Source organism: Streptomyces kryoterrae (genome assembly GCF_054072135.1).
In genome coordinates, this window is record NZ_CM133358.1 from 3,604,296 (window position 1) to 3,630,782 (window position 26,487).

At 69.6% G+C, this 26,487-nt stretch carries 19 protein-coding genes; 12 read left to right on the forward strand and 7 right to left on the reverse strand.

Annotated elements, in window-relative coordinates; translation table 11 throughout:
* Positions 1 to 117: 117 nt before the first annotated feature.
* Both ACW4TU_RS15260 and ACW4TU_RS15265 read left to right on the forward strand, forming a co-directional pair.
* A complete protein-coding gene (locus tag ACW4TU_RS15260) occupies positions 118 to 1,458 on the forward strand; it encodes an amino acid deaminase (protein WP_457428364.1) in 1,341 nt (446 codons plus the stop codon).
* A 32-nt stretch (positions 1,459 to 1,490) separates the two neighbouring features.
* Positions 1,491 to 3,116, forward strand: coding sequence for an N-acyl-D-amino-acid deacylase family protein (locus ACW4TU_RS15265; RefSeq protein WP_457428365.1), 1,626 nt, complete (start codon positions 1,491 to 1,493; stop codon positions 3,114 to 3,116).
* Positions 3,117 to 3,158: 42 nt separating this feature from the next.
* On the opposite strand, the gene ACW4TU_RS15270 is transcribed toward ACW4TU_RS15265, so the two are convergent.
* The gene (locus ACW4TU_RS15270) at positions 3,159 to 4,034 is read right to left on the reverse strand and encodes a S1 family peptidase (RefSeq protein ID WP_457428366.1); all 876 of its coding nucleotides are present in this window, start codon (positions 4,032 to 4,034) and stop codon (positions 3,159 to 3,161) included.
* Between the two features lie 438 nt (positions 4,035 to 4,472).
* On the opposite strand from ACW4TU_RS15270, the gene ACW4TU_RS15275 reads away from it, so the two are divergent.
* The 7 genes from ACW4TU_RS15275 to ACW4TU_RS15305 all read left to right on the forward strand — a co-directional run bounded on the left by ACW4TU_RS15275 (position 4,473) and on the right by ACW4TU_RS15305 (position 12,010).
* Positions 4,473 to 4,922, forward strand: coding sequence for a spore-associated protein (locus tag ACW4TU_RS15275; RefSeq protein WP_457428367.1), 450 nt, complete (start codon positions 4,473 to 4,475; stop codon positions 4,920 to 4,922).
* A 395-nt stretch (positions 4,923 to 5,317) separates the two neighbouring features.
* The gene (locus ACW4TU_RS15280) at positions 5,318 to 6,529 is read left to right on the forward strand and encodes a pyridoxal phosphate-dependent aminotransferase (protein ID WP_457428368.1); all 1,212 of its coding nucleotides are present in this window, start codon (positions 5,318 to 5,320) and stop codon (positions 6,527 to 6,529) included.
* A gap of 92 nt (positions 6,530 to 6,621) precedes the next feature.
* Positions 6,622 to 7,062 carry an SCO4983 family protein gene (locus tag ACW4TU_RS15285; protein ID WP_457428369.1) on the forward strand — a complete coding sequence of 147 codons (441 nt, stop codon included), beginning with the start codon at positions 6,622 to 6,624 and terminating at the stop codon, positions 7,060 to 7,062.
* Positions 7,063 to 7,443: 381 nt separating this feature from the next.
* A complete protein-coding gene (locus ACW4TU_RS15290) occupies positions 7,444 to 8,529 on the forward strand; it encodes a hypothetical protein (RefSeq protein WP_457428370.1) in 1,086 nt (361 codons plus the stop codon).
* A 112-nt stretch (positions 8,530 to 8,641) separates the two neighbouring features.
* Positions 8,642 to 9,799 carry a toxic anion resistance protein gene (locus tag ACW4TU_RS15295; protein WP_457430114.1) on the forward strand — a complete coding sequence of 386 codons (1,158 nt, stop codon included), beginning with the start codon at positions 8,642 to 8,644 and terminating at the stop codon, positions 9,797 to 9,799.
* Between the two features lie 8 nt (positions 9,800 to 9,807).
* Entirely contained in the window at positions 9,808 to 11,388 is a 1,581-nt protein-coding gene (locus ACW4TU_RS15300; RefSeq protein ID WP_457428371.1) for a substrate-binding and vWA domain-containing protein, read from the forward strand.
* Positions 11,375 to 12,010 carry a hypothetical protein gene (locus ACW4TU_RS15305; RefSeq protein ID WP_457428372.1) on the forward strand — a complete coding sequence of 212 codons (636 nt, stop codon included), beginning with the start codon at positions 11,375 to 11,377 and terminating at the stop codon, positions 12,008 to 12,010. Before ACW4TU_RS15300 ends, ACW4TU_RS15305 begins: the two co-directional genes overlap by 14 nt.
* A gap of 48 nt (positions 12,011 to 12,058) precedes the next feature.
* On the opposite strand, the gene ACW4TU_RS15310 is transcribed toward ACW4TU_RS15305, so the two are convergent.
* Together ACW4TU_RS15310 and ACW4TU_RS15315 are read right to left on the reverse strand one after the other, a co-directional pair.
* Positions 12,059 to 14,110 (reverse strand): calcium-binding protein, encoded by a 2,052-nt coding sequence (locus tag ACW4TU_RS15310; protein ID WP_457428373.1) that lies wholly within the window; start codon positions 14,108 to 14,110, stop codon positions 12,059 to 12,061.
* Between the two features lie 214 nt (positions 14,111 to 14,324).
* Positions 14,325 to 16,172: a phosphoenolpyruvate carboxykinase (GTP) gene (locus ACW4TU_RS15315; RefSeq protein ID WP_457428374.1), complete on the reverse strand. Its 1,848-nt coding sequence runs from the start codon at positions 16,170 to 16,172 to the stop codon at positions 14,325 to 14,327.
* 338 nt (positions 16,173 to 16,510) lie between these two features.
* On the opposite strand from ACW4TU_RS15315, the gene trhA reads away from it, so the two are divergent.
* The 3 genes from trhA to ACW4TU_RS15330 all read left to right on the forward strand — a co-directional run bounded on the left by trhA (position 16,511) and on the right by ACW4TU_RS15330 (position 19,620).
* Entirely contained in the window at positions 16,511 to 17,230 is a 720-nt protein-coding gene (trhA, locus tag ACW4TU_RS15320) for a PAQR family membrane homeostasis protein TrhA (protein ID WP_457428375.1), read from the forward strand.
* A gap of 109 nt (positions 17,231 to 17,339) precedes the next feature.
* On the forward strand, positions 17,340 to 18,983 hold the full coding sequence (locus tag ACW4TU_RS15325; protein WP_457428376.1) for an MFS transporter: 1,644 nt from the start codon (positions 17,340 to 17,342) through the stop codon (positions 18,981 to 18,983).
* A gap of 4 nt (positions 18,984 to 18,987) precedes the next feature.
* Positions 18,988 to 19,620: a TetR/AcrR family transcriptional regulator gene (locus ACW4TU_RS15330; RefSeq protein WP_457428377.1), complete on the forward strand. Its 633-nt coding sequence runs from the start codon at positions 18,988 to 18,990 to the stop codon at positions 19,618 to 19,620.
* An 81-nt stretch (positions 19,621 to 19,701) separates the two neighbouring features.
* Here the strand turns inward: ACW4TU_RS15330 and ACW4TU_RS15335 are convergent, their stop codons facing one another.
* The 4 genes from ACW4TU_RS15335 to ACW4TU_RS15350 form a co-directional block, all read right to left on the reverse strand.
* Complete coding sequence (locus tag ACW4TU_RS15335) at positions 19,702 to 22,014, reverse strand: galactose oxidase early set domain-containing protein (protein ID WP_457430115.1); 2,313 nt, start codon at positions 22,012 to 22,014, stop codon at positions 19,702 to 19,704.
* Positions 22,015 to 22,181: 167 nt separating this feature from the next.
* Positions 22,182 to 23,399, reverse strand: coding sequence for a glycosyltransferase (locus tag ACW4TU_RS15340; protein WP_457428378.1), 1,218 nt, complete (start codon positions 23,397 to 23,399; stop codon positions 22,182 to 22,184).
* Entirely contained in the window at positions 23,396 to 25,060 is a 1,665-nt protein-coding gene (locus ACW4TU_RS15345; protein WP_457428379.1) for an ArnT family glycosyltransferase, read from the reverse strand. Before ACW4TU_RS15345 ends, ACW4TU_RS15340 begins: the two co-directional genes overlap by 4 nt.
* Positions 25,057 to 26,322 carry a glycosyltransferase gene (locus ACW4TU_RS15350; protein WP_457428380.1) on the reverse strand — a complete coding sequence of 422 codons (1,266 nt, stop codon included), beginning with the start codon at positions 26,320 to 26,322 and terminating at the stop codon, positions 25,057 to 25,059. Before ACW4TU_RS15350 ends, ACW4TU_RS15345 begins: the two co-directional genes overlap by 4 nt.
* Between the last annotated feature and the right edge of the window lie 165 nt (positions 26,323 to 26,487).

Below are 26,487 nucleotides of genomic sequence, written 5' to 3' on the forward strand. Positions count from 1 at the left end.
TGCTGCGGGGAAGGCGGCGGCTCCGTTGACCCCGCGTTGGCGAGATGTTAGACAGCGGTAAGCGATATGCGCAATGCTCGTTGCAAGTAGTGCAACGAGCTGGACGAGGGAGGTCCCATGGCCACAGCGGACACCGAAGACATCGGGGACAGCCGGGACGGCCAGGGCAGCCGGGGTGTCGAGAGCGGCGGGGCGCTCGCCCGGCTGGCCACCGAACGTGTCGACGCCCGTTTCAAGGGCCTCCCGCCGGACGCCGACGGGCTGACCGTCGGCGAGCTGGCCGCCCAGCGCCGCAACCTCTTCACCGGCGGCTTCACCACCCCCGTACTGACCCTCTCCGCCGAGCGCCTCACCCACAACCTGGAACTGATGGAGACGTACGCGGACCGCCACGGCCTCGCCTTCGCGCCGCACGGCAAGACATCCATGGCTCCCCGGCTCTTCCGGCGTCAGATCGAGCACGGCGCCTGGGGCATCACCCTCGCGGTCCCCCACCAGGTGCGCGTGGCCCGCGCCTTCGGCATCCAACGGGTCTTCCTGGCCAACGAGTTGGTCGATCCGGCGGCCCTGCGCTGGATCGCCGCGGAGCTGGCCGCCGACCCGGACTTCCGGTTCGTCTGTTACGTCGACTCCGTGCGCGGGGTGGAACTGATGGACGCGGCTCTCGGAGAGGCGGGGGCGGGCGCCCGTCCACTGGACGTGGTCGTCGAACTCGGCGCCGGCGAGGGCGCCCGGACCGGAGTGCGCACGGAGGCGGAGTGCGCGGCGGTCGCGGACGCGGTGGCCGCCGTACCGTCTCTGCGGCTGGCCGGGGTCGCGGGGTACGAGGGCGAGGTGCCGCGGGCCGACCCGGAGCGGGTGCGGGCGTGGCTGCGGCGGCTGGTGGCGCTGGCGGCGGACTTCGACAAGGCGGGGCGGTTCGAGGGAGCCGAGGAGGTCGTCGTGAGCGCGGGCGGCAGCGCCTGGTTCGACGCGGTCGCCGACGTGTTCGCGGAGATCCCCGAACTGTCGCGCCCTGTGCTGAAGTTGCTGCGCTCCGGGGCGTACGTCTCGCACGACGACGGCCGCTATCGCGAGGTCACGCCGTTCAACCGGGTCCCCGAGGAGGGCGCCCTGGAGCCCGCCTTCCGGCTGTGGACGCAGGTCGTCTCCCGTCCCTCCCCCGAGCAGGCCTTCGTCAACGCGGGCAAGCGGGACGCAGCGTACGACCTGGACCTGCCGGTGGCCCAGGCGGTCCGCAGGGAGGGGGCTGCGGAACGGCCCGCCACCGGCGTCTCGGTCACCGGGCTCTCCGACCAGCACACGTGGCTGCGTACGACCCCGGATGCGGATCTGGAGGTCGGCGACTGGCTGGGCCTGGGTCTGTCCCACCCGTGCACGTCCTTCGACAAGTGGCAGCTGATCCCGGTCGCCGAGGCGGACGGCACGGTCGTCGAATACGTCCGCACGTTCTTCTGATCTCCCATCTCCAACTGCCAAGGAGGACCGGCGTGGACGAGCTCGTCATTCGGGACGCGGACGTCGTGGACGGCTCCGGCGGGCCGTCGTACCGCGCCGATGTGGTGGTCGACGGCGGCCGGATCGTGTCGATCGTCCAGGAGGCGGCGGCAGCGGGCTGCCAACGCCCCAAGGCACGCAAGGAGTTGGACGCGGAGGGCCTGACCCTCTCCCCCGGCTTCATCGACATGCACGCCCACAGCGACCTCGCCCTGCTTCGCGACCCCGACCACAGTGCGAAGGCGGCACAGGGGGTGACCCTCGAAGTCCTGGGCCAGGACGGGCTGTCGTACGCCCCGGCCGACGACCGCACCCTCGCCGAGGTCCGCCGCGCGATCACCGGCTGGAACGGCCACGGCGACGACATCGACTTCGACTGGCGTTCCGTGGGCGAGTACCTGGACCGCCTCGACCACGGTTTCGACGGCGAGGGCATCGCCGTCAACGCGGCCTACCTGATCCCGCAGGGCACGGTACGGATGCTCGCCGTCGGCTGGGACGACCGGGACGCGACACCCCAGGAGCTGGACCGGATGCGGCAGTTGGTCGCGGAGGGGCTGGAACAGGGCGCGGTGGGCATGTCGTCGGGGCTCACGTACACGCCCGGCATGTACGCCAAGGATGCCGAACTCACGGAACTCTGCCGGGTGGTGGCGTCGTACGGCGGCTACTACTGCCCGCACCACCGCTCGTACGGCGCGGGGGCGCTGGAGGCGTACGCGGAGATGGTGAGCCTGACCCGCGAGGCGGGCTGCCCGCTCCATCTCGCCCACGCCACCATGAACTTCGGCGTGAACGAGGGCCGGGCACCGGAGCTGCTGTCGCTGCTCGACGAGGCGCTGGCGGCGGGAGCGGACCTGACCCTGGACACGTATCCCTACACGCCCGGCTCCACAACGCTCGTGGCGCTGCTGCCCAGTTGGGCGAGCGAGGGCGGCCCGGAGGAGATCCTGAGGCGTCTGACGGACGCCGACACCGCCGAACGCATCCGCCACCACCTGGAGGTCGTCGGCGCGGACGGCTGCCACGGCGTGCCCATCGAGTGGGACACGATCGAGATCTCGGGGGTGACGGACCCGGCGCTGAGCGACTTCGTGGGCCGTACGGTCGAGGAGTCCGCGAAGGCGCGTGGCGAGACCCCCTGGTCGACGGCCCGCAGCCTCCTGCTGAGCGACCGCCTGGGCACGACGATCCTCCAGCACGTCGGCCACGAGGAGAACGTCCGGGCGATCATGCGCCACCGCGTCCACACAGGCGGCTCGGACGGCATCCTCCAGGGCACGAAGCCGCACCCGCGCGCATACGGCACGTTCCCGCGGTATCTCGGCCGGTACGTAAGGGAGTTGGAGATCCTCACCCTGGAGGAGTGCGTGGCCCATCTGACCTCGCGCCCGGCGGCACGGCTGAGACTGCCGGACCGGGGCCTGGTCCGTGAGGGCTACCGCGCCGACCTGGTCCTCTTCGACGCGGCCACGGTCGCGGCGGGCTCCACCTTCGAGGCGCCACGCACACTTCCGACGGGCATCCCGTACGTACTGATCGACGGCCGGTTCGTGATGGAGGACGGCCGCAGGACGGACGTACTGGCGGGGCGGGCGGTCCGCCGCACCGGCACCTGACCGCCCGCCCCAGCCACGTACTACCTGCTGCCTGCTACCTGCCTACGGCTTGGGCAGGGTGCAACCGCTCGCGCTCAGATCGAGCTTGTTGTCGAGGCCGAAGCAGGCGGGGATCTGGTAGGTCTCCTGGGCGTAGTTGATGCCCTGGCGGACGGTCACCGTGCCGTTGGCGTCGACCTCACAGGGGTTGTTGTCGGTGCAGCGCGCGCCGTCCTCGTTGCCGGTGTTGTTGACGGCGACGACGTTGCCGGTGGCGTTGTCGACGACCGGCGAGCCCGAGGTGCCGCCGATGGTCTGGCAGGCGGAGGTGTAGCGGACCGAGTCCTTCCAGGTCCACTCGCCTTCCTTGAGACGGTAGGCGAAGCCGTCGACGTTGCAGGCGTACGTCCGCTTCCAGTAGCCGGAGACGACCGTGATCGCGGTGCCGGCGACCGGGTGGGTGGTGTTGAGCGTGAGCGGGTTGATGTTGTACGAGCTCTTGATCGCCGCGTAGGTGGTCGTGAGCTGGTAGATCGACACGTCGGTGTCGGTCATCGTCGCGTACGCGATCTTGCTGGCGCGCAGGGTGCCTACGCGGGTGGCCGCAGCGTTGAGCAGCCCGAAGGTACGGGTGGACGCCTGGTCGACGATGACCTCGCCGGCCTCGGGGAAGCCCGTCTCCAGGCAGTGCCCGTTGGACATGACCAGGGCCGGGTCGTCGGCCTCGGAGTTCGGGAAGCGGACGAGCGAGCCGGAACAGTTGGAGAGCGAGACGGTGCCGGCGAAGTTGACGGCCTGGATGGCCGGTGCGGCGGCTGCCTTGACCGCGGCGCTCTTCGCGACGGGCGCGGCCGTGTCGGCCTGCGCGGCGACCGCGGGTGCCGCTCCCGCCCCGGTGATCACCAGGGCTGCGAGCGCGGCAAGGAGAGGCTTGTTCATGTGGGGGTCCCCTCGTACGAAGGAGCGACCGGAGGTTTTCCGGCCGCTCACTTTTTGTCATGCGCATTGTGATGCGGGAGGGGCGCTTGGGGCAAGGAATCGTTTCCGGCCGGGAGTTGGCGGGATTGTGCGCACCGGGCGCGACCCTCCCGGACAGCCTGACCTTTGTCCGCCGGCGACACGAGGGAGACGCTGGACGCCACGCTCGTGCGGCCCGAGCTGGCGGTGGAGGCCGGTGTCGACATCGCCCAGGACAACGCCAACCGGTGGCGTCTTCCGCACACCGGCATCGTGCCCACCCGGACGCCGACGTCCGGGTACCCGTGTACGGACGATGCTCAGGCCACACGTCTTTTGCGGGCAACGTACAACCGTTCCGATGTGCCGCGTGTCACACCAGACAGGAGCAACCAGCCACAAAGAACACAAGGGGGAAATATGAGTTTCAACCGTTCGGTCTTAACGGCGGCCGCCTTCGCCGCCCTGGCAGTGGGGACCACCACCGCCCTGGCAGCGCCCGCCTCAGCCGCACCCAACACCACGCCGCAGAAAGTTTGCGGAAGCGCCTACAAGACCGTGAACTCGGTGCCCGTCGGCTCACTGGGCACCACCTACCTGACGTACAACTCCTCCAACGGCAAGAACTGCGTCGCGACCATCCGCACGAACCCGGGCACCGTCCTGGACATGTCCACGTACATCTACGTCCCTGACACCGACGAGTACGACGAGGACTTCGGGCAGTACACCTCGTACGCGGGACCGGCCTACGTGTACGGCAAGGGCCACTGCGTCACCTGGGGCGGCCACATCAGCAACGTGTACGTGCAGGTGACCGGCTCCAACTGCGCCGCGCTCAAGGAGAACCGGACCACCTTCACCCGCTGACCCGGCCGTTCCTTCAGGCCACCATGCCCGCGCGCCGCTCTGCCCCCTCGCCCGAGTGTGCAGCCGGTGGCGGGAACCCGCACTGGCGGACTCGCTGAGCTCTGCCAGTGCGGGGGCACGTTCGGGCCCCCGCAACGGAGAGGGCGGGCGTGGGCACAGCTTGTCGACCCGTGCCCGACTCGCCCGCCTGCGTGAAACTCGCCGACGCGGCGGGCGCGCGCTGGTCATCGTGGACGACATCCAGGCGGGTTGCGGACGCACCGGGAAGCTTCGCGGCGAACCACACCCGGCCGACGCCCCGCACCGAAAGCACGTTCGCCTTCCGCGCCGCGCCCCGATCCCACGTGGCGGATAACACGACGCCCCGCGCGTTACCCCGCCGTAAACTCACCGCTATGCAGCTGATCCAGTCGACCAAGCTAGCCAACGTCTGTTACGAGATCCGGGGCCCGGTTCTCGAAGAGGCGATGCGGCTTGAGGCGGCAGGGCACCGGATTCTCAAGCTGAACACCGGGAACCCGGCCGCCTTCGGCTTCGAGGCCCCGCCCGAGATCCTGGAGGACATCCTCCGCAACGTGTCGTCGGCCCATGGGTACGGCGACGCGAAGGGGCTGCTGGCGGCGCGCCGGGCGGTCGTCATGCACAACCAGACCCTCGGCATCGAGACGGACGTCGAGCACGTGTTCGTCGGCAACGGCGTCTCCGAGCTGATCGTGATGGCGATGCAGGCCCTGCTCGACGACGGCGACGAGGTGCTCGTACCCGCCCCCGACTACCCCCTGTGGACGGCGGCGGTCTCCCTCTCCGGCGGTACGGCGGTCCACTACCGCTGCGACGAGCAGGCCGACTGGATGCCGGACCTCGCGGACATCGAGCGCAAGGTCACCGACCGCACCAAGGCGATCGTCATCATCAACCCGAACAACCCGACGGGCGCGGTGTACGACGACGCCATGCTCCGGGGGCTGACGGACATCGCCCGCCGCCACAACCTCCTCGTCTGCTCGGACGAGATCTACGACAAGATCCTTTACGACGGCACCACGCACACCTCGACCGCGAAGATCGCCCCCGATCTCCTCACGCTCACCTTCAACGGGATGTCGAAGGCGTACCGCGTCGCCGGTTACCGGGTCGGCTGGATGGCGATCTCCGGGCCCCGCGCGCACGCCGACTCGTACATCGAGGGCCTGACGATCCTGGCGAACATGCGCCTGTGCGCCAACATGCCGGGGCAGCACGGTGTCGTCGCCGCGCTCAGCGGGCGGCAGACCATCAACGACCTGGTGCTGCCGGGCGGGCGGCTGAAGGAGCAGATGGATGTCGCGTACGAGCTGCTCACCCGGATTCCGGGCGTCAGCTGTGTGAAGCCGAAGGGCGCGCTCTATCTCTTCCCGCGTCTCGACCCGAAGGTCTTCAAGATCAAGGACGACCGGCGGATGGTCCTGGACCTGCTGCGCCGCGAGAAGATCATGGTGGTGCACGGTACGGGCTTCAACTGGCCCGAGCAGGACCACTTCCGCGTCGTGACGCTGCCCACGGTCGGCGACCTGCGCGACGCGGTGACCCGCATCGGCACCTTCCTGGAGGGCTACAGCCAGCCGTGAACGTCCTGGAACCGCTCTCCGCGATCGGACTCAACTTTAGACTGAATCTAAGCTAGGATGGCTTCCTGTCAGCGCACAGGAGGCCATCTCCCATGTACGAACCGATCCGCACCCCGTCGGTCCACAGCACCCGCAGCGCGCTGGCCGGCACCGCCTCGGACTTCCCCCACAGGTCGCGCGAGGACGAGCTGGACATCCAGCTGGCCGGCCATCTCGCCGCACTCCTCACCGCCACCGACGAGTTGCGCGCCCTCGCACCGTCCGCCGACCTGGACACCGCCGCGGAGCGCCTCGCCGGCCAGGTGAGCCGGCTGCGCCGTGGCCGTACGCCGGTCCGCGCCTCGGCCCCCGCGACCGCCGCCCCCGCCCTCACCGCCCTGCACCAGCGCGCCCACGCGCTCGCCGGACGGGCCCTGGTCGTCGCGGCCTCCCGCGCCGACACGGCCGCCGCGATTCTCGCCGCCGAACGGATGGACGCCCACGCCGAGGCCGAGCGCGAGGCCACCGGGCCCCACGCCCTCACGACCCACTGAGCCCTTGCTCCGAGCCCTCCCCGGGCTCCCCCTGACGGCCCCGGTCCGCGCGCTCCCGCAGCGACGCGCGGACCGGGTGCCACACACTGCGTTGGCTTGAGCAGGGGGTTCTTGTGGCGCCGGGTTGTGAAGTGCCGTTGGGTGAAGTGCGATTCGACGTAAGCGGCTCCGTGGTGTGCGGCTGCAGGCCCGCCGTGGCTTGTCGCGCCCGCGCCGGCGGAGTCGTACATCGATACAGCCCCGCGCCCCTTGAAGGGCTGCCGCCCCTCAGGGGGCCGTCCCGTCGGTTGGCCGGTTTCCGTTGCGTACCGGGACCAGTGCTTCACCCTCCGTTCATCCTCGTAGCCGGGGAACGTTGGATTCCGGGAGCACGCTCCCGGCGTGAGACGAATCGCAGGGATTGTCCTCGCGGTCCTGCTGATCGGCGGCGTGGTGGCAGCCGTCGTGGCGGGCCGGGACAACGGGGACCAGAGCACGGCAACGAAGACCGTGCGCGGAGTGATCGGGTCGGAGAAGGCGGAGTTCTTCGCCGATCCCGACGTGGTGAAGGCCCTTGCCGCCAAGGGCTACACCGTGCGGACGGAGACCTCCGGGTCGTGGGCCATGGAAGGGCTGGACCTCAAGGGGTACGACTTCGCCTTCCCGTCCAGCCAGGCGCCCGCCGACGAACTGGCCGCCAAGTACAAGGCACGGCAGCCCCTGCCGCGCCCCTTCTACTCGCCGCTCGTCGTCGTGGCCCACCGCAACGCCGCCGAGGTGCTCGCGGCGGGCGGACTCGCGACGCTCGACAAGGGCCGGAGCCGCGGCACCCTCAGGATGGCCGCATACCTGGCCGCCGCCGACAAGGACCGCACCTGGCAGCAGCTCAAGGGGGCCGAGAAATACGGGGAGTTGACCGGCACCCTCTACATCGCCTCCACCGACCCGGAGAGTTCCAGCTCCGGCGCCCTCTATCTCGCCGCCACCAGCTATGTGGCGAACGGCGGCCGGGTGGTGGCGAGCGACGCCGACATCGACCGTACCGCGCCCCTGATGCACAAGCTGGTCAGCGTCCAGGGCGCCCAACAGCCCAGCTCCGACGCGGCGTTCCGGGACTTCGTGAGCGGCGCCGGAAACCCGCTGGTCCTCGTCTACGAGTCGCAGGTGGCCTCGCTGCTCGGGGACCGGCAGAGCGCCGGCGACCTCACCGTCCTCTACCCGGACACCACCGCCAACAGCGACCACACCGTCGTACCGCTGACCGAAGAAGGCCGCGCACTCGGTGAACTCCTCAGCGACGACCCGGTGTTGCGCAGGCTCGCCGTCCGGCACGGGTTCCGTCCGCAGGGCGACGCCGCCGAGTTCGTCGCGGCCACCGCCGCCCACGCCGCCTACCTCAACCAGAGACTGACCGGCGTCCGGCAGGCGCCCGTGCCCACCTCCAAGGTGCTGCACGAGATGGCGCGCCGGGCCCGGGGACAGTCGTAACCAGGGGGAATCACACGTGAATTTCCAGAAGCCGGACCAGACACCGGGCCAGTGGCCCGACCAGAACTCGGGCCAGAACACGAGCCAGAACAGCAGTCGGAGCGGCGACGACATCTTCACGCTGACCCCGCCCGAGCCCGTCGCGGCCGTGCCGCGCGAGAAGGCCGGCGGTCTCGTCCCCGTCGACGACAGCGTCCGTACGGACATGGCCCGCAAGGCGGCCGAGTACGTCGACCGGCTCGCCGCCCTCGACGCCCGCTCACCCGAGTTCGCGGGCCGGGTCGGAGAGATCACCGGCCTCGGCGCCGGCGAGATGCGGACCGCCGCCGCGCAGTCCAACCGCATGCTGGAACGGGCCGTCCGCAGCCTGCCGAGCAACGGCGGTGACGCCCAGTCGCAGGTGGCGGGCTCGCTCGTCGAACTCCGCCGCGTGGTGGAGGACCTGGACCCGCGTGACCTGTCCACCGGCAAGGGGCGGAAGTTCCTCTCCAGATTGCCCGGCGGCAACAGACTGCGCGACCACGTCGCGAAGTACGCCTCCTCGCAGGCGACCCTGAACAAGATCGTGGGCTCGCTGCGCGGCGGACAGGACGAACTGCGCAGGGACAGCGCGGCGTTGCAGACCGAACGCGTCCGCCTCTGGGAGACCATGGGCAAGCTCCAGGAGTACGTCGTCCTGACCGAAGCCCTGGACTCCGCCGTCGAGCAGCACATCGGCGGCGTCGAGGCGGTCGATCCGGCGGGCGCCGACAACCTGCGCGCCGACGTGCTCTTCCCGGTCCGGCAGAAGCACCAGGACCTGCTGACCCAGCTCGCGGTGTGCGCACAGGGCTACCTCGCCATGGACGTCGTACGCCGCAACAACGACGAGCTGATCAAGGGGGTCGACCGCGCGGCCACCACGACCGTGTCCGCGCTGCGCATCTCCGTGATGCTGGCCACCGCCCTCGACAACCAGAAGAAGGTCATCGAGCAGGTCAACGCGCTGCGCGGGACGACCGAGGACCTCATCCGGGGCAACGCGGAGATGCTCGCCACGCAGAGCGGGGAGATCCAGCGGATCGCCGCCGATCCGGCCGTCGGGGCGGAGACCCTCCGCAACGCCTTCCAGCAGATCTACCGCACCCTCGACACCATCGACACCTACAAGGTCCAGGCGACGGAGGCGATGGCTGCGACGGTGGAGTCGCTGACCTCCGAACTCCAGCACGCGAGCGCCTACTTGGAGCGCAGCCGGTCCCGGGGCGCGCTGGACGGAGGCCAGGTATGAGTACAGGTATGAGTACAGGTACGGGCAAGAGACACCGGCTCACGGCCACCGTCGCACTCGCACTCGCCCTCCTGACCGCCACCGTCACGGCCTCCGGCTGTACGGCGCAGAAGTCGTCCCAGGACCCGGCCGCCCCGGCCGCTCCCGAGCCCGGCACCCTCCGCGTCCTCGCCTCCAGCGAGCTCTCCGACATGAAGCCGGTCCTCGACAAGGTCGAGAAGGACACCGGCATCAAGGTCCGGCCCACCTACATGGGCACCCTCGACGCCGTCGAGCTGCTGGCGAAGGGGAAGACCGACGGGGCGTACGACGCCCTGTGGCTGTCCTCCAACGACTATCTGCGGCTGCGTCCCGACGCGGCGAAGAAGGTCGTGTCCGAGACGTCCGTCATGTCGAGCCCGGTCGCCATCGGCGTCAGGGCCGCCACCGTCGCCGAGTTGGGCTGGAAGCCCGACCAGGTCACCTGGTCCCAGGTCGAGGAGGCGGTACGGGACGGGAAACTCACGTACGGCATGACCGACCCCGCACGCTCCAACTCCGGCTTCTCCACACTGGTTTCGGTCGCCTCGGGGCTGTCCGGGGCGCAGTCCGCGCTGACCGACGCCGAGGTGGCGAAGGCGTCCCCGCGGCTGAAGGAGTTCTTCAAGGGGCAGAAGCTGACGTCCGGTTCGTCGGGCTGGCTGGCCGCCGCGTACGAGCGGCGCGGCACCGTCGACGCCCTGCTCAACTACGAGTCCGTCCTCAAGGGCATCCCGGGACTCACGGTGATCCGCCCGCGCGACGGAGTCGTCACCGCCGACTACCCGGTCACCTCGCTCGCGTCGACCGACGCCGCGACCCGGGAGGACGTCCGCCGGCTGACAGAGGCCCTGCGCACCCCGGCGACGCAGCGCGAGATCACCGACGTCACCCACCGCCGCCCGGTCGTCGCCTCCGTACCGCCCGCGGCCGGCCTCGACACCTCCCGCCGCCGTGAACTCCCCTTCCCCGGCAGCCGATCCGTCGCCGACGGCCTGCTCGACGCGTACGAGAACGAGCTGCGCCGCCCCTCACGGACCGTGTATGTCCTCGACACCTCGGGCTCGATGGAGGGTGAGCGGCTGGCCGGGCTGAAGCAGGCGCTGCGCGGTCTCACCGGCGACTTCCGGCAGCGCGAGGAGGTCACGCTGATGCCGTTCGGCTCGGATGTGAAGAGCGTACGGACGCATGTGGTGAGCCCCTCCGATCCACGGAGCGGACTCGACGCGATCCGCCGGGACACCGACGGGCTGGCGGCGGACGGCGGCACCGCGATCTACACCTCGCTGGAGAAGGCGTACGAGCAACTCGGCGCCGACCGGGACACGTTCACGTCGATCGTGCTGATGACGGACGGCGAGAACACGGCGGGTGCGAAGGCTGCGGAGTTCGACGGCTTCTACCGGCAACTCCCGGGCCGGCAGCGGGAGATACCCGTCTTCCCCATCCTCTTCGGCGACTCCGACCGCTCCGAGCTGGCGCACATCGCCGACCTGACCGGTGGTCGTCTCTTCGACGCCCAGGAGGGCTCGCTCGACGGCGCGTTCAAGGAGATCCGTGGCTACCAGTAGGTTCCTGGGATTCCTGGAGTCCCGTAAGAACATCGCCGGGAGCGCGTGCGGGCTGGTGGGCCTGGGCCTGACCTTCACCGGTGTGGCGGGACCGTACTGGCCGGTCGTCGTCGCAGGGCTGTACGGCGCGGGCGCGCTGATCGCCCCGCCGGAGCGGCAGCCGGTGCCGGACTTCCCGGATCCGTCCGCGCAGCTGTCCGCCCAACTCGACGAGCTGCGGGGGGACTTCGGGCGGCTGGAAGTGTATTTGGGCCAGGTCGAGTTGGCGCCCGCCGCGGCCGGGCAGGTGACCGAACTGACCGGGCTCGTCAGCGCGTTGCTGGAACCCGGGTGGGTGACGGAGGTGCTGGCCCAGGATCCGGAAGGGGTGCACGCGCTGTCTCGGATCGTGCGGCAGGACCTGCCCGAGGCCGTCGACAGTTTCGTACGTGCGCGGTGGTGGACGCGGCTGGCTCCGGGGCAGGAGGCGCCGGAACGGCATCTGGAGCGGCAGCTCGGGCTGCTGCGGCAGGAGGCGGAGGCGCTGGCGGCGGGCCTCAGGGAGATCGAGGCCCGCCGCCAGGAGTCCCACACCCGCTACCTGGAGGGCCGGGGACCCCGGAGCGGCGGGCTCAGCGACTGACGTACACCGTGCTGACGTACACCGTGCTGCTCAGGATTCCCAGGATGGCTACGGGCAGCTGATGCGGGTGTCACCCGGGTCTGTGGTGCAGGTGTCGAAGCCGATACCGCCGTTGGCGGTGTCGTTGCCTGCGACGCCGTCGGCGGTGACGAGGCGGTCGTTGCCGGTGTTGCCGGTCAGGGTGTCGTTGCCCGGGCTGCCGTTGAGGGTGTCGTCGCCGGACCCGCCGTCGATGTTGTCGTTGCCGTCGTTGCCGTGGGCGGTGTCGTTGCCGTTCCCGGCGCGGATGATGTCGTTGCCGCCGAGACCGCAGATGACGTCGTTGCCGCCGGTCCCGTTGAGGGTCTCGGAGGCGCTGGTGCCGATGATCGTGCAGCCCCGGGCGTTGTTCACGGTGGTGGTGGCCGTGGCGGTGTTGTTGCCGGGGGCCGGGTCGCTCTGGGCGGCGGCGACCGCGGCGGTGTTTCTGAGGGTGCCGGTGGCGCGGGGTTCCACGACTACCGTCACCGTGGCGCTCGCACCCGGGGCGAGAGTGTTGAGGGAGCAGTTCGCGCCGGTGGCGGTGGTGGTGCAGGTGCCCTGGGTGGTGGAGGCGGAGACGACCGACGCGGCGGGGCCGCTGAGCGTGTCGGTGAGGGTGACGCCGGTCGCCGTGGCGCCGGCAGGGGCGTTGGCGACCGTCAGGGTGTACGTGGCACGGTCACCGATGCTCACCGTGCCGGTGCCGCTCTTCGTGACCGACAGGTCCGCGCCCGTCGGGGGCGGCGGCGTGGTGCCACCGCCCTGGAAGCGGGCCAGGGCGAAGTCGCTGTTCGGGCCGCCCGTACCGGCGGCGACGATCCTGTCGGCGGAGTCGAGCTTCACGCCGTACGCCGTGTCGGTGCCGCCGAAGTCCGCGGTGGCCCGGCCGCCGGTGCCGAAGCTGCTGTCCAGGCTGCCGCCGGTGGTGTACCGCAGGACCGCGAAGTTGCCGCCGCTGCCGCCGGCGGTGACGATCCGTCCGTCCGGCTGGAGCGCCATGTCGGCTGCGCCAGCGGCCGGCGTGATGGCCTGGCCGTCGCCGTCGAAGCTCGTGTCCAGGCTGCCGTTGGTGTTGTAGCGGGCCAGCGCGGCCCGGTCGTCGCTGGAGCCTGCCGCGACGATCCTGCCGTCGGGCTGGACCGCCAGGGACTCCACGGCCTCGTAGCCGCCGAAGTCGGTGCGGACGATGCCGTCGCCGTCGAAGGTCGTGTCCACGCTGCCGTCGGTGTTGAAGCGCATCAGCGCGAAGTCGAAACGGGTCGTACCGACCTCGCCCCCGACGACGATCTTCCCGTCGGGCTGCAACGCCAGGGCACGGCCGTCGCCGCCCTCCTGCAGGACCGGTCCCGCCGGGTTGGCGGTGACCGTGCCGTCGCCACCGAACGTGGTGTCCGGAGTGCCGTCGCCGGTGAGACGGAGCACCGCCATGCCGCCGCCCGTGTAGCCGGCCGCGACGATCCTGCCGCTGGAGTCGATCGCCACGTCACGGGCCTCGGTCGGGCCCCCGATGTCCGCGAAGACTCTGCCGTCGTCGCTGAAGGTGTTGTCCAGGGTGCCGTCGGCGTTGTAGCGGGCCACCACGAACCAGCAGCAGTCCTCGTACTCCCGCCAGCTCATACCCGCCACGACGATCTTGCCGTCGGCCTGCAGCGCCACGGCGTTGGCCTCGCTCCACTGGAGGTTCGGGCCCAGGTTGTTGACGGGGGTCGTCACCGTGCCGGCCGCGTCGCCGCCGTTGCCGCCGAAGCCGGTGTCCGGGGTGCCGTCGGCGTTGTGGCGGGTCAGCGCGAAGCGGCTCTCCTCCGCCGAGTAGTCGATGGAGGCTCCGACAGAGACGATCTTTCCGTCGGGCTGCACCGCGACGTCGCGGGCCTGGTCGTCGTCGGCGAAGCTGGTGAGCACCTTGCCGTCGCCGCTGAACGTGGTGTCCAGGTCGCCGGGTGCGGCGATCGCGACGCCGGGCAGAGCCAGGACGAGCGCCAGGCCGACGGCCGCCACGACACCGGTGCGGGCGGCCCGAGGTCTCAGACGGGAGATGAGTCCTGCGAGTGCTGTGCGTGAGGGGAGCGATGTGAGCATGTCGGCAGCTTTGCGCCGGACACGCGGCGCGCCCCTCGTCAGAGGGCCGTATTGCGCTCTCTGGCCGCCGGGAATCCATCACCACGGGTGATCGGCGGCACGCATGAGCGATAAAAGGGGTCCATGGGTCCAGGAAAGGCGGTCCCGCGGCCGGTCATGGTGACGTCGCAGGTCAGGGCAAGTCCGACCGGCCGCGGAGCTATGGACGTGGGCCTCAGCCCAGGCGCTGCACCAGCGCCCGGTACTCGTCCCACAGTTCCTTCGGAGTGTGCTCGCCGAACGTGTTCAGATGCTCGGGAACCAGCGCCGCCTCCTCGCGCCACACCTCCTTGTCGACCGTGAGCAGGAAGTCGAGGTCGGACTCGGAGAGTTCGAGACCGTCCGTGTCGAGCGCACCCTTGGCCGGCAGAACCCCGATCGGCGTCTCGACACCCTCGGCCTTCCCGTCCAGCCGGTCCACGATCCACTTCAGGACCCGGCTGTTCTCACCGAACCCGGGCCACACGAACTTGCCCTCGTCGTTCTTCCGGAACCAGTTGACGTAGTAGATCTTCGGCAGCTTGGACTGGTCCTTGTCCTTCGCCACGTCGATCCAGTGCGCCATGTAGTCGCCCATGTTGTAGCCGCAGAACGGCAGCATGGCGAAGGGGTCGCGGCGCAGCTCACCGACCTTGCCCTCGGCGGCGGCCGTCTTCTCTGAGGCCACGTTCGCGCCCAGGAAGACACCGTGGTTCCAGTCGAAGGACTCGGTGACCAGCGGTACGGCGGTGGCGCGCCGCCCGCCGAACAGGATCGCCGAGATCGGCACGCCCTTCGGGTCCTCCCACTCGGGCGCGATGATCGGGCACTGGGAGGCGGGGGTGGTGAAGCGGGCGTTGGGGTGCGCGGCGGGGACTCCGGACTCCGGCGTCCAGGAGTTGCCCTTCCAGTCCGTCAGGTGGGCCGGAGTCTCCTCCGTCATGCCCTCCCACCAGACGTCACCGTCGTCGGTCAGCGCCACGTTCGTGAAGACCGAGTTGCCCCACAGCGTCTTCATCGCGTTGGCGTTGGTGTGCTCACCGGTGCCGGGCGCGACGCCGAAGAAACCGGCCTCGGGGTTGATGGCGTAGAGACGGCCGTCCTCACCGAAGCGCATCCAGGCGATGTCGTCACCGATCGTCTCGACGGTCCAGCCGCCGACCGTCGGCTCCAGCATCGCGAGGTTCGTCTTGCCGCAGGCCGACGGGAAGGCCGCCGCCACGTACTTCGACTCGCCGCGCGGAGGCGTGAGCTTGAGGATCAGCATGTGCTCGGCGAGCCAGCCCTCGTCGCGCGCCATGACGGACGCGATGCGCAGGGCGTAGCACTTCTTGCCGAGCAGCGCGTTGCCGCCGTATCCGGAGCCGTACGACCAGATCTCGCGGCTCTCCGGGAAGTGCGAGATGTACTTCGTGGAGTTGCACGGCCACGGCACGTCGGCCTCGCCCTCGGCCAGCGGCGCCCCGAGCGTGTGCACAGCACGCACGAAGAAACCGTCGGAGCCGAGTTCGTCGAGGACCTGGCTGCCCATGCGCGTCATCGTGCGCATGGACACGGCGACATACGCCGAGTCGGTGATCTCGACGCCGATCGCGGAGAGGTCCGAGCCGAGCGGGCCCATGCAGAACGGGACGACGTACATCGTCCGGCCCTTCATCGAGCCGCGGAAGACGCCCTTCTCCCCCGCGAAGATGGCCCGCATCTCGGCGGGGTCCTTCCAGTGGTTGGTCGGGCCCGCGTCCTCCTCCTTCTCGGAGCAGATGAAGGTGCGGTCCTCGACCCGCGCGACATCGGTCGGGTCGGAGGCCGCGTAGTAGGAGTTGGGGCGTTTGATCGGGTCCAGTTTCCTGAAGGTGCCTTTTTGTACGAGCTCTTCGCACAGTCGCTCGTACTCGGTCTCGGATCCGTCACACCAGACCACGTTGTCCGGCTGCGTCAGTTCTGCGATCTCGTTGACCCACGAGACCAGTTGCTTGTGGTTGGTCGGGACGGTGCCTGAGAGGAAGGTGTCAGGGGGAACGGGAGCCGCGATGTCGCGCGCCACGATTGCTCCTTGAATGAGGGTTTTTTGCTGACTGCCCCTTGGGGGCCGCGACCCGGATGCTTCACGGTGTTGATCAATGGCGCTCATCCGGTGCCGACTGCACTCATTTGATCATCCGACTGGAGCGCCCATCTGTCCAGAGGGCCTCACACCTGAGCGACGTGACCATCGCCACTCACCCTTTACCCCCTCTAGAGTTTCCTCCGGGTCACCGCGCATTCACCTGGCGCATCCGAAACCCGAGGCCGGCCCGAAGCACATGAGAGGCCGGCCACTTCCGCCCCCTCCCGCCACCGGACTGACGCGTAACTTACGGTTACGTAGGTACGATTGCCGTCATGACTGCGCCCGTCCCCGACGCGCCCCTGGACTCGCCGGCCGTCGGCCGCGGTCCCCTGGCGCTCTCGCTGCCACATTCCGATGAGATCAAGCCCAAGCTGCGCGGCTGGCTGCATCTCGGCATGTTTCCGGCCGTACTCGTCTCCGGCCTGGTGCTCACCGCGCTCGCCAGTTCGAGCCGGGCACGCGTCGCCTGCGGGATCTTCACCCTCACCGCCTGCCTGCTGTTCGGCGTGAGCGCGCTCTACCACCGCGGCACCTGGAGCCCGCGCATGGACGGCGTCCTGCGCAGGCTCGACCACGCGAACATCTTCCTGATCATCGCGGGCACCTACACCCCGCTGACGATGCTGCTGCTCCCGGCGAGCAAGGGTCAGTGGCTCCTGTGGGGCATCTGGGGCGCGGCCGTGGCCGGCATCGCCTTCCGGGTGTTCTGGGTCGGCGCCCCGCGCTGGCTCTACACCCCCTGCTACATCGCGATGGGCTGGGCGGCCGTCTTCTTCCTGCCCGACTTCATGCGCGCGGGCGGCATCGCCGTCCTGGTGCTGGTCATCGTCGGCGGCATCCTCTACAGCGCGGGCGGCGTGATCTACGGACTCAAGCGCCCCAACCCGTCACCGCGCTGGTTCGGCTTCCACGAGGTGTTCCACTCCCTCACCCTCGCGGCGTTCGTGGCGCACTACATCGGCATCTCGATAGTGGCGTACCAGCACGGGTAATCCCTGACGTCCCCCTGGATGGCCGCGGCTTTCGAGCCGCGGCCATTTTCGTGTGCTCCGCGCGCACGTTCATTGACAGTAACCACCTTTTGAGAGTTACTATCATTTCATGGCTACTGTCACTGGTAAGGCCCCGGACACGAACACCACCCCACCCCTCGACCCCCGCCGCTGGTGGGCCCTGAGCGCCCTGGTCGCGAGCATGCTCGTCCTCGGCTTCGACATGACGATCCTCAACGTCGCGCTGCCGACGATGGCCGAACAGCTCGGCGCGAGCACCGGCGAGCAGCAGTGGATGGCGGACGTGTACATCGTCGTGTTCGCCGCGCTGATGCTCCCGGCAGGTCTCCTCGGCGACCGCTTCGGGCGACGCCGGATGCTGATCGCCGGACTCGGCGTCTTCCTCGCCGGGTCGCTCGTCGGAGCGCTGGCAGGTGACGTGAACTGGATCATCGCGGCCCGCGCGCTGATGGGCGTGGGCGCGGCCCTGGTCATGCCCCTGGCCCTCTCCGTCCTGCCCTCGCTCTTCCCGCCCCACGAGCGCACCAAGGCCGTCGGTGTCATCTCGGCAGGCTCCGCGCTCGGGATGCCGCTGGGCCCGATCATCGGCGGCTGGCTGCTCAACCACTTCTGGTGGGGCTCGGTCTTCCTGATCAACGTCCCGATGGTCGCCATCGGCATCGCGGCCTGCGTGTTCCTCCTCCCCGAGACCCGCGACCCGGCCTCCCCCAAGGTGGACGTGGTCTCCACCGCGCTCACGGCGACGGGCCTGGGCGCGCTCATCTACGCGATCATCGAGGCCCCCACCCGGGGCTGGACCGACCCGCTGGTCCTCATCCTGTTCGCCGCGGCGGCCGTACTCCTGACGGCCCTCGTCCTGCGCGAACGCCGCGCCACCCGCCCCATGCTCGACATGACGCTGCTCTCCCAGCGGGGCTTCCTGCTGAACACGGTCGCGGCGACGCTGGTGATGTTCGTCCTGTCCGGCCTGATGTTCGTACTGCCGCCGTATCTCCAGGTGGTGCTGGGCAGTGACGCCCTGGGCACGGGCGTACGGCTGCTGCCGCTGATGGCCGGCCTGTCGGTGGCCGCGCGGGCGGCACAGCCCGTCGGCGCCCGGTTCGGCTCGCGGGCGACGGTGGCCGCCGGCCTGGTGGTCCTGGCCTTCGCGGCGATCCTGGGCAGCCGTACGACGGTCGACGCGGGCTACGGCTACACGGCCCTGTGGCTGACCATCGCCGGTTTCGGTTTCGGCTTCGCCGTCGTCCCGGCGATGGACGGCGCTCTGGCCGCCCTGCCCGCCGACCGCGCGGGCAGCGGCTCCGGACTCCTGATGACGCTGCGTCAGGTCGGCGGCGCGATCGGCATCGCCCTGCTGGGCAGCCTGCTGGTGAGCACCTTCCGCGACCGCCTCGACGTCACGGGCCTGCCCGCCGGCGTCGCGGACACGGCCGGCGACTCGGTGGTGGCGGCCCACCTGATCGCGGAGCGGACGGGCTCGGCGCAGCTGCTGGCCTCCGCGAACAGCGCGTACGTCCATGGCATGGGCGTCGTCCTGCTGGTGAGCGGAGTGGCGGCTCTGGCGGCGGCACTGCTGGCCGGGGCGTTCCTCCCCAACACCCCGAAGCACACCCTGACCGAACCGCCGGCCCCGACACCCCCCACCCCTGCCGCCACCCTTGCCGGCACCCCTGACGTGGTCACTGACACGGCCACCGACATCGCCACCGACCGGCCCGATGGCCGACAATGAGGGAATGACGGCCGCACGCACCTCTCCCCTCGCCGACCGCCCCCAGCTGGGCCTCCGTGAGCGGAAGAAGATCAAGACCCGGATGGCGATCCGTGCCGCGACGTACGAACTGATCGGGGACCAGGGGTACGACGCCACGACGATCGAGCAGATCGCCGAGCGCGCCGAGGTGTCGCAGTCCACGGTCTTCCGCTACTTCCCCACCAAGGAGGACATCGTGCTCACCGACGAGTACGACTCCATGCTGGAGGAGGAACTGCGCGCACGCCCGGCGGACGAACCGTGGATCGACTCCCTGCGATACGTCCTGAAGCGGGCCGTCGGCATCAGCTCGATGGAGGAACCCGAGGTGACCCGGCTGCGCAGCCGACTGATGCTGGAGGTCCCGGCGGTCCGCTCCCGCATGATCGAGAGCATGTCCGAAACCGGGCGCCTCCTCTGCCGCGTCATCGCGGAGCGCACCGGCCGCGACGCCGCCGACCTGGAGGTCCGCGTCTACGCGATGTCCCTGATCGGCGGCCTGTCGGAGGTCACCGTCTACTGGGCGCAGAACGACTTCAAGGACAGCCTGGCCGACCTGCTGGACCGCACGGTGACCGTCTTCGAGCACGGGCTGCCCACGCGGGCCTCTTCCTGACCCGCGGTCACTGCCGGCGGGCGCACCCACCAACGCGGGTGCGCCCTTCGGCAGTTGGGGGCCCGGTCCCCTACCGCTGCCTCACTTCCTCGCGCTCTTCCTCAGGTCCTGTTTCTCGCAGGCCACCCCGTTGCGGCTCGGATCGAGGCCGAGGGGGTCGTCCTTGCCGTTGATCTTCAGGCGGCCGTAGTCGTTGGCCTTGAGCCAGGCGCAGCGGGCGGCCGTCGTCTTCCTGACCTCCGCCGGGAACACCGTCGGGACGCAGACGTTGATCGAGCCGTAGTGGCGGTCGCAGCCCGAGATGGCCGGGCTGACCTGCTGCGAGGCGCGCTTCTTGCCGGGGCCGGTGACCTTGCCCTGCAGGCCGTCCGCGAAGGAGTGGATGTGCGCGGAAACGGTGGCATCGGAGGATTCCGCGGGCATCGACATGGACATCGCCGTCGACGACAGTGCCGCCGGCCCCTGGAGGTGGACCCACTTCGCCACCGAGGGAACGCCGTTGGCGTCGACCGCGAAGAGCATGTACCAGCCGGGCGGGGCCAGGTTGGGGTTGCTCGTCACATTGAGGTCGATGTTGTTGCCGTCGACCGACAGGGGCAGGTCCACGAACCGCTGGTTCGGGTCCGAGGAGTGCGTGACCGCGGCCGGGCGGATCAACTCCGCCTTGACGATGGGGCGGTCGACCGTGATGCGCTGCGTGTCGCCGTAGTTCCACTCGCCGTCGATCACCGAAGTGATCGTCGGACGCGTGCCCTTGAGGAGGTACGGCGGGGTGTAGATCGACACGTTGTGGTTCCAGGTGCCGTTGCCCGGGTTGTCACCGGTCGACATCACCCGGCCGTCGGGCAGCAGGAACGACGACGAGTGGTAGCCGCGGGCCTGCGGATCGGCGGCCACCGGGTCGAAGGTGTTCGCCGCCGGGTCGTAGATCGACGACTCGAAGACCGGGTTGGCCCGGTTGTGCAGTGCGCCGCCGGTCTCCAGCACCTTGCCGTCCGGCAGCAGTACGGCGGAGACGTACATCTTGCCCTGGTTGCCGGTTTCGGCGACCGGACCGTTGCCGAGGTCGACCGTGCCCTGCGGCAGTGGCGGACCCGCCACGTACGCCGGGTTGGCCGCCTTGAGGTCGATGACGTCGGTCAGCCGGCCCGCGTCCGGATTGGACTCGATGTTGCCGCCGCCCAGCGTCAGCACCCGCTGGTCCTGCGCCGGCGGCAGCAGCACGCTCGCCGACTGGTCGCGCTGGTCCTTGTTCTGGAGCCCGGAGATCGCGGTCGTCGTGTTGGCCGCGTAGTCGTAGATCGCCGACCCGGTGCCGGGCGTGCCGTTGCCGAAGACATGGCTGCCCGAGTAGAAGAGGCGGCCGTCCTGCATCAGGATCATCGACGGGTAGAGACCCCAGTACGACCAGGTCTGGTTGACCTGCCACAGCGGCAGCCACTTCTGCTGCGCGTCCGACCACAGCTCGGCGGTCACCGAACCCGTCGAATCCTCCTTCAGCCCGCCGAAGGAGATCACGTCACCGTTGCCGAGTTCGGTCGCCGACGGGTACCAGTGTCCGTCGTTCAGGTCGTTCGTCTTGCTGTACGTCTCGGTCACCGGGTCGAAGATGTACGAGTCCTTGAAGCCCTCGTAGCCGTGCCCGCCCGCGACCGGGTACGCCTTGTTGCCGCTCATCACCAGCACGCGCCCGTCCTGGAGCTGGACGTGCCCGGAGCAGAACATGTCCTTCGGCGTGGGGATGACCTTGTAGGTGCCGTTGGCCGGGTCGTACACCGCGCTGGTGAACGTGCCCGCGTTGAACTGCTCCTCGCTGTTGCCGGAGCCCGCGATCAGCAGCACCTTGCCGTTTTTGAGGACGACGGAGTGCATGGAACGGACCGGGTTCTGCGTGGGCAGCACCGTCCACTTCCCGTTGGCGCACTCCTCGGCGGTACCGGTGCAGGTGGCGGGCGGGACCGGGTCGGCGACCTGCTCCATCGTGTAGTCGTCGGTCGTCGCGGAGCCCGTGCCGTACACCGAGACGCCCCACGTGATGCGGTCGGTGCCGGCCGGGACCGCCGGTGTGCGGACCGTGGCCTGGGTCCAACTACCCTGCATGTCCAGGGTTTTGAGGTCGGTCCAGTACTGCCAGCCGAGCGTCGTGTCGTGCCGGAACAGCGTGATGGCCGCGTCGGGGGTGGTCGTCTTGTACCAGAGCCCGAGGTCGTACTGCTTGCCCGCGGTCACCACGGGCGCGCAGGTCGTGTCCTCGGTGATCAGCGCCTTGCGGTCACCGCTCACCCGCCGGGTCAGCTCGACCTTCATGGCCTTCGAGCCCGAATGGCCGCCGGTGACGGTGGAGAAGGTGAAGTCGTTGTCGCCCCACCCGGACTTCTCCCAGCAGTACGGCATGTCGCCGCTGCCCGCCGTCTCGAAGCCGGGATTGAGGACGAGGTTGGCGGCGGACGCGGGCTGGGGCGAGGTGAGGAGGAGACCGGCGGTCAGGGCCCCGACCCCGACAAGTGCCGTTCTCCTGCGCGCGGTCGCTCTGCCTGCGGTACGGAATCTGACCAACGGTCTCACGCGGCTCTCCTTGCTGTTTCCACTGTCCCGCTTTCGCGCACGGCCCCCTCGTGACCCCGACGCGGCAGATAGACCAGCGCTTCGGTTCCGACGAAGCGCAGGACGAAGGTCGTCACCAGGGCGAGCGCGGTGGCGGGCAGCACGCCCATCCCGAACCGGTCCACGAACAGCGCCATCAGCGGCAGCCGCAGGACGAGGTCGAGGTTGGCGATCACCGCGAACCGGCCGGCGCGGTCCCACCAGCGCCGATGCCGGCGGCGGTCGCGGAACAGCAGATGCTCGATGAGCAGGAAGTTCCAGGCGACGCCCAGTTGATTGGCGAGGATCTCGGCCGGTACGTAGTGCAGACCGGCCGCGGTGAGCCCGTACAGCCCGAGCAGGTTCGGCAGGAAGCCGGTGGCGCCGATCAGGCCGAAGCCGACCATGCGGGCGGCGGGCGAGGCGGAGCGCAGGCCGACCAGATGGCGCAGGAAGCGCAGGCCCTCCTGCGCCGAGGACTTGGACTCGCCGGCGTAGCGGTCCTGGAAGACGAAGGGGACCTCGGTGACCTCGCGGGGGCGGCTACGGACGGCCAGTTCGAGGAGGATCTTGTAGCCGAGGGGCTGGAGGATGTCGGCGGTGACCGCGCTGCGCCGGATCGCGAAGAACCCGCTCATCGGGTCGCTGATGCCGTGCAGCCTGCGCGGGAACAGGGACTTGGTCAGCCAGGTCGCACAACGGGACACGGCCACGCGGTAGTTGCCCGCGAGCCCGGCCCGGCTGCCGCCCTTGATGTACCGGGAGGCGACCACGAGCCCAGCGTTGGCCCGCTCACCGGTGGCCACCAACTCCGGTACCAGGGACGGCGGATGCTGGCAGTCGCCGTCCATGACGACGATCCAGTCGGAGGTCGCCGCCTTGATGCCCTCGACGACCGCACCACCGAGCCCGCCCACCGCCTCCTCGCGGTGGATGACGGTGACGGGGAACGGGCAGTCCTGCGCGGCCTCGGAGATCACCTCGGGGGTGTCGTCCGTGGAGTCGTCGACGAAGACGACCTCGCAGGGCAGCCGCGACGGCACCGACTCGGTGATCCGGCGCAGCAACTCACCGATGTTCGCAGACTCGTTGAAGGTCGGTACGACGATGGTGACGGCACCGGGCTCCGCCACTTCCGCCGCGCGTACGGCCGGATCGCCCAGTTCCCCGGGGACAGTGCTCTCGAAGCTGCTCATCGGACGACGCCTCCCGTGGCCTGGATATGGCGGATCTCGATCCGGTCGTCACCGGTGCCGAAGGTGGCCACCGGGGTCGAATGGTCCATCGCGGCCTTGACGTTGGGCAGATCGACCGCGTCACGCCGTACTGTCGGAGAGGCGACGACGTAGTCCAGGTCCTTCCAGCCCCCGGGCATCGTCTTCGTCACGGCCGGGTCGAGGTCGGCCTTGTAGAACCAGATGACGCCGAGCCCGGGCTGGTACCCGGCGTGCACGAGGTCGAGCCAGAGCGCGTCGTCGACGAGCACCCGGGTGTGCGCCGGGTCGGCGACCTCGGTCGCGAGCCACCTGGAGGCGGCCCGGTACGGGGCGTTGGCGTCGGCGGTGAGGGCGGTACGGTCACCGTCGTACCAGCGCGGTACGACGTACGCGGCCGACGCGGCGACGAGGACCGCGGCAACCGCGTACCGCACCCAGGTGAGTCGCCGCCTCTCCCCTTCGGTGCGCCTTCGGCGCAGTACCGCGTGGGCGACGCTCGCGATGCCTCCGGCGAGGACCAGGGCGAGGAAGGGCAGCGCCTGGATGACGTACATCGCGGGCAGATAGCCGCTGGGGCGCATCGCGACCAGGGCGAGGATGCCGACGGTGAGGGCCGGTCCGGCCAGTGCGCGGGCGGTGACCGACCAGCGCCAGGAGGCGATGAGGAGCAGGGCGCCGGCGAGGCCGCCGAGGGGCAGCACACGGTCGTAGTAGAGCCAGGACTGCAGGACGCCGTACGAGCCGGAGCCCTTGTCGAGGATGAAACCCGAACCAGGCCTGGTCATCTGATACTTGAGCCCGTCGATCAGCGAGACATGGCCGCCGCCCGGGAACAACTCGCCCTTGAGCAGGGCGAACAGGGGGTAGGAGAGGCCGATCAGGGCGCAGGCGGTGATGGCGCCGGTGAGCGCGAACTTGCGGGTGTCGCGGTGGCCGTGCCGCCACATGGTGACCAGCAGGGCGGGCAGGATGACGAGCATCGTCTCCTTGGTGAGCACCGCCGCCGCCGCCGCGAGACCGGCGCCGAAGTGGTGCCACAGGTGGCGACTCGGGGAGGCCGCGAGGGTGAAGGCGACCAGCACCCACATCACCGCGATGTTGTCGAGGAAGATCTCCCGCTGGAGCACGACCGACAGCGGCGACAGTCCGAACAGCGCCATGGCGAGCCCCGCGGCCCAGCGGGGCAGTGACAGACGGCGCCCCAGGATGTAGACGAGGACCGCGCTGACCGCGCTGACCAGCAGCATCGCGACACGCATCGAGCCGACGGTCATCGAGTCGGGGCTGAACAGTGACGGGATCCAGGTCAGGGCGGCTATCTGGATCCAGCCGAGGGGCGGATGGTCGTACCAGTAGGTGTAGTGGGCGAGGCCCTTGCCCTGCTGCACGGCCCACGCCTGCGCGAGGTAGGTGCCCTCGTCGTCGCTCAGGGTCGGATAGTCGGCGATGTTCCAGCCCTGCACGACCATGATGGCCACGAGCAGAAGACCGCAGGTCAGGAGGTCGGGCCGGGCGGATCGGAGGCGGCCCGAGCGGCTCGGCGACGGAGTTTCCCGAGGGGCGGAACCGGTTTCGGGCGCAGGCTGCCGCTGTGCGGGGACCTTGGGAACCGTGGCCACCGCGGGGAGGGTGGAAGTCACGCGGGAACATCCTCTCGGAACTCAACGGAGTTGAGGTGTGCGCCGACGTGACTGGTCAACTCCCAGTCGCTGTGGCCGCGTTGCTCACGCCAGACGGCGCGCACGGCGGCCCCGGCGAGGACCACCTGGTAGAAGGGGCCGCCCACGACGAGCTTGAGATAGTGGACGGGACGGACCCGGAGCCCGTACTGCTTGCCGAAGTCGTGCAGTCCGACGAGCTCGAAGACGAAGGTGACCAGCGCGGTGACGGCCGGCAGGAAGGTGATGAAGGCAACGCCGACGGGCACGTCGAGGAAGAGCGCGACGGCCACGTTGAGCGGGATCACCACCCCGGAGATCGCCTGGAGATAGGGCGTCATCAGGGTGTAGCGGGCAAGCAACCGCTGCCCGAATCCCGGGAGTTGTTTCCAGTCCCCCTTCCGGTACACCTGAAGGAAGCCCTGGTTCCAGCGGGTGCGCTGCTTGAGCAGCGACATCAGCGAGCCCGGGGTCTCCTCCTTGGTCACCATGTCGGAGTCGTAGGCGACGACGACCTTCTTGCCGACGCTGGACAGCCGTACGCCCAGATCACAGTCCTCGGCAAGGCAGTCGGGGTCCCAGCCGGCCGCGTCCCGCAGCACCTCGGTCCGTACGAAGACGGTGTTGCCGCCGAGTGGGATGAACCCTTTCTGCGCGTGCAGATGGAGCCGCGAGCGGAACCAGAAGAAGTACTCCAGGCAGTTGCGCAGGCTGTACCAGCTGGAGTGGAAGTTGATGAGCTGGACACCGCCCTGGACGACGTCCGCGCCGGTGCTCCGGAACGCGTGGTCGACGTGGGAGAGCAGCTCCGGGTGGACCTGGTCCTCCGCGTCGAAGACGCCGACGATGTCGCCGCGGCAGTGCGGCAACGCCGTGTTCATGGCCCTCGGCTTGTTCTTCCTCTCGTGGGTGTCCACGACGACCCGGACGCGCGCGTCGCGTTCGGCGGCCCGCTCGGCCACCGCCGCGGTCTCGGGGTCGTCGTGCCCGACGATGACGATGATCTCGAAGTCGGCATGACTGGATTCGAGGAGGCGCTGGATCGTGTGATCCAGGACGGCCTGCTCGTGCCGGGCGGGCAGCAGGAGCGAGAACGACAGCCCCACACCGCCGTCCGGACTACTGAATCGGGTGGAGGCCAGCACTTCCGGCGTGCGCCAGGCGTGCATCTGCCACCACAAGGTGAAGGCGGCCATCCAGAACAGGGCCAGCGAAACGGCAGCGATGAAGACAGACGTGAGCAACAGATCCCCCCAGGATCCCCATACCCCCTGTCGCGACAGTGAGTTACCCCTGTCGCGTTCCGGTGGAGAACCTAGGGGAGGAGTGTGAAGGGGGCGAACTCTTCCGATAAATAGCATGTTTCCGAACGGTGGACCCTCTAGCCGGATGTATCCGAACACATCCGT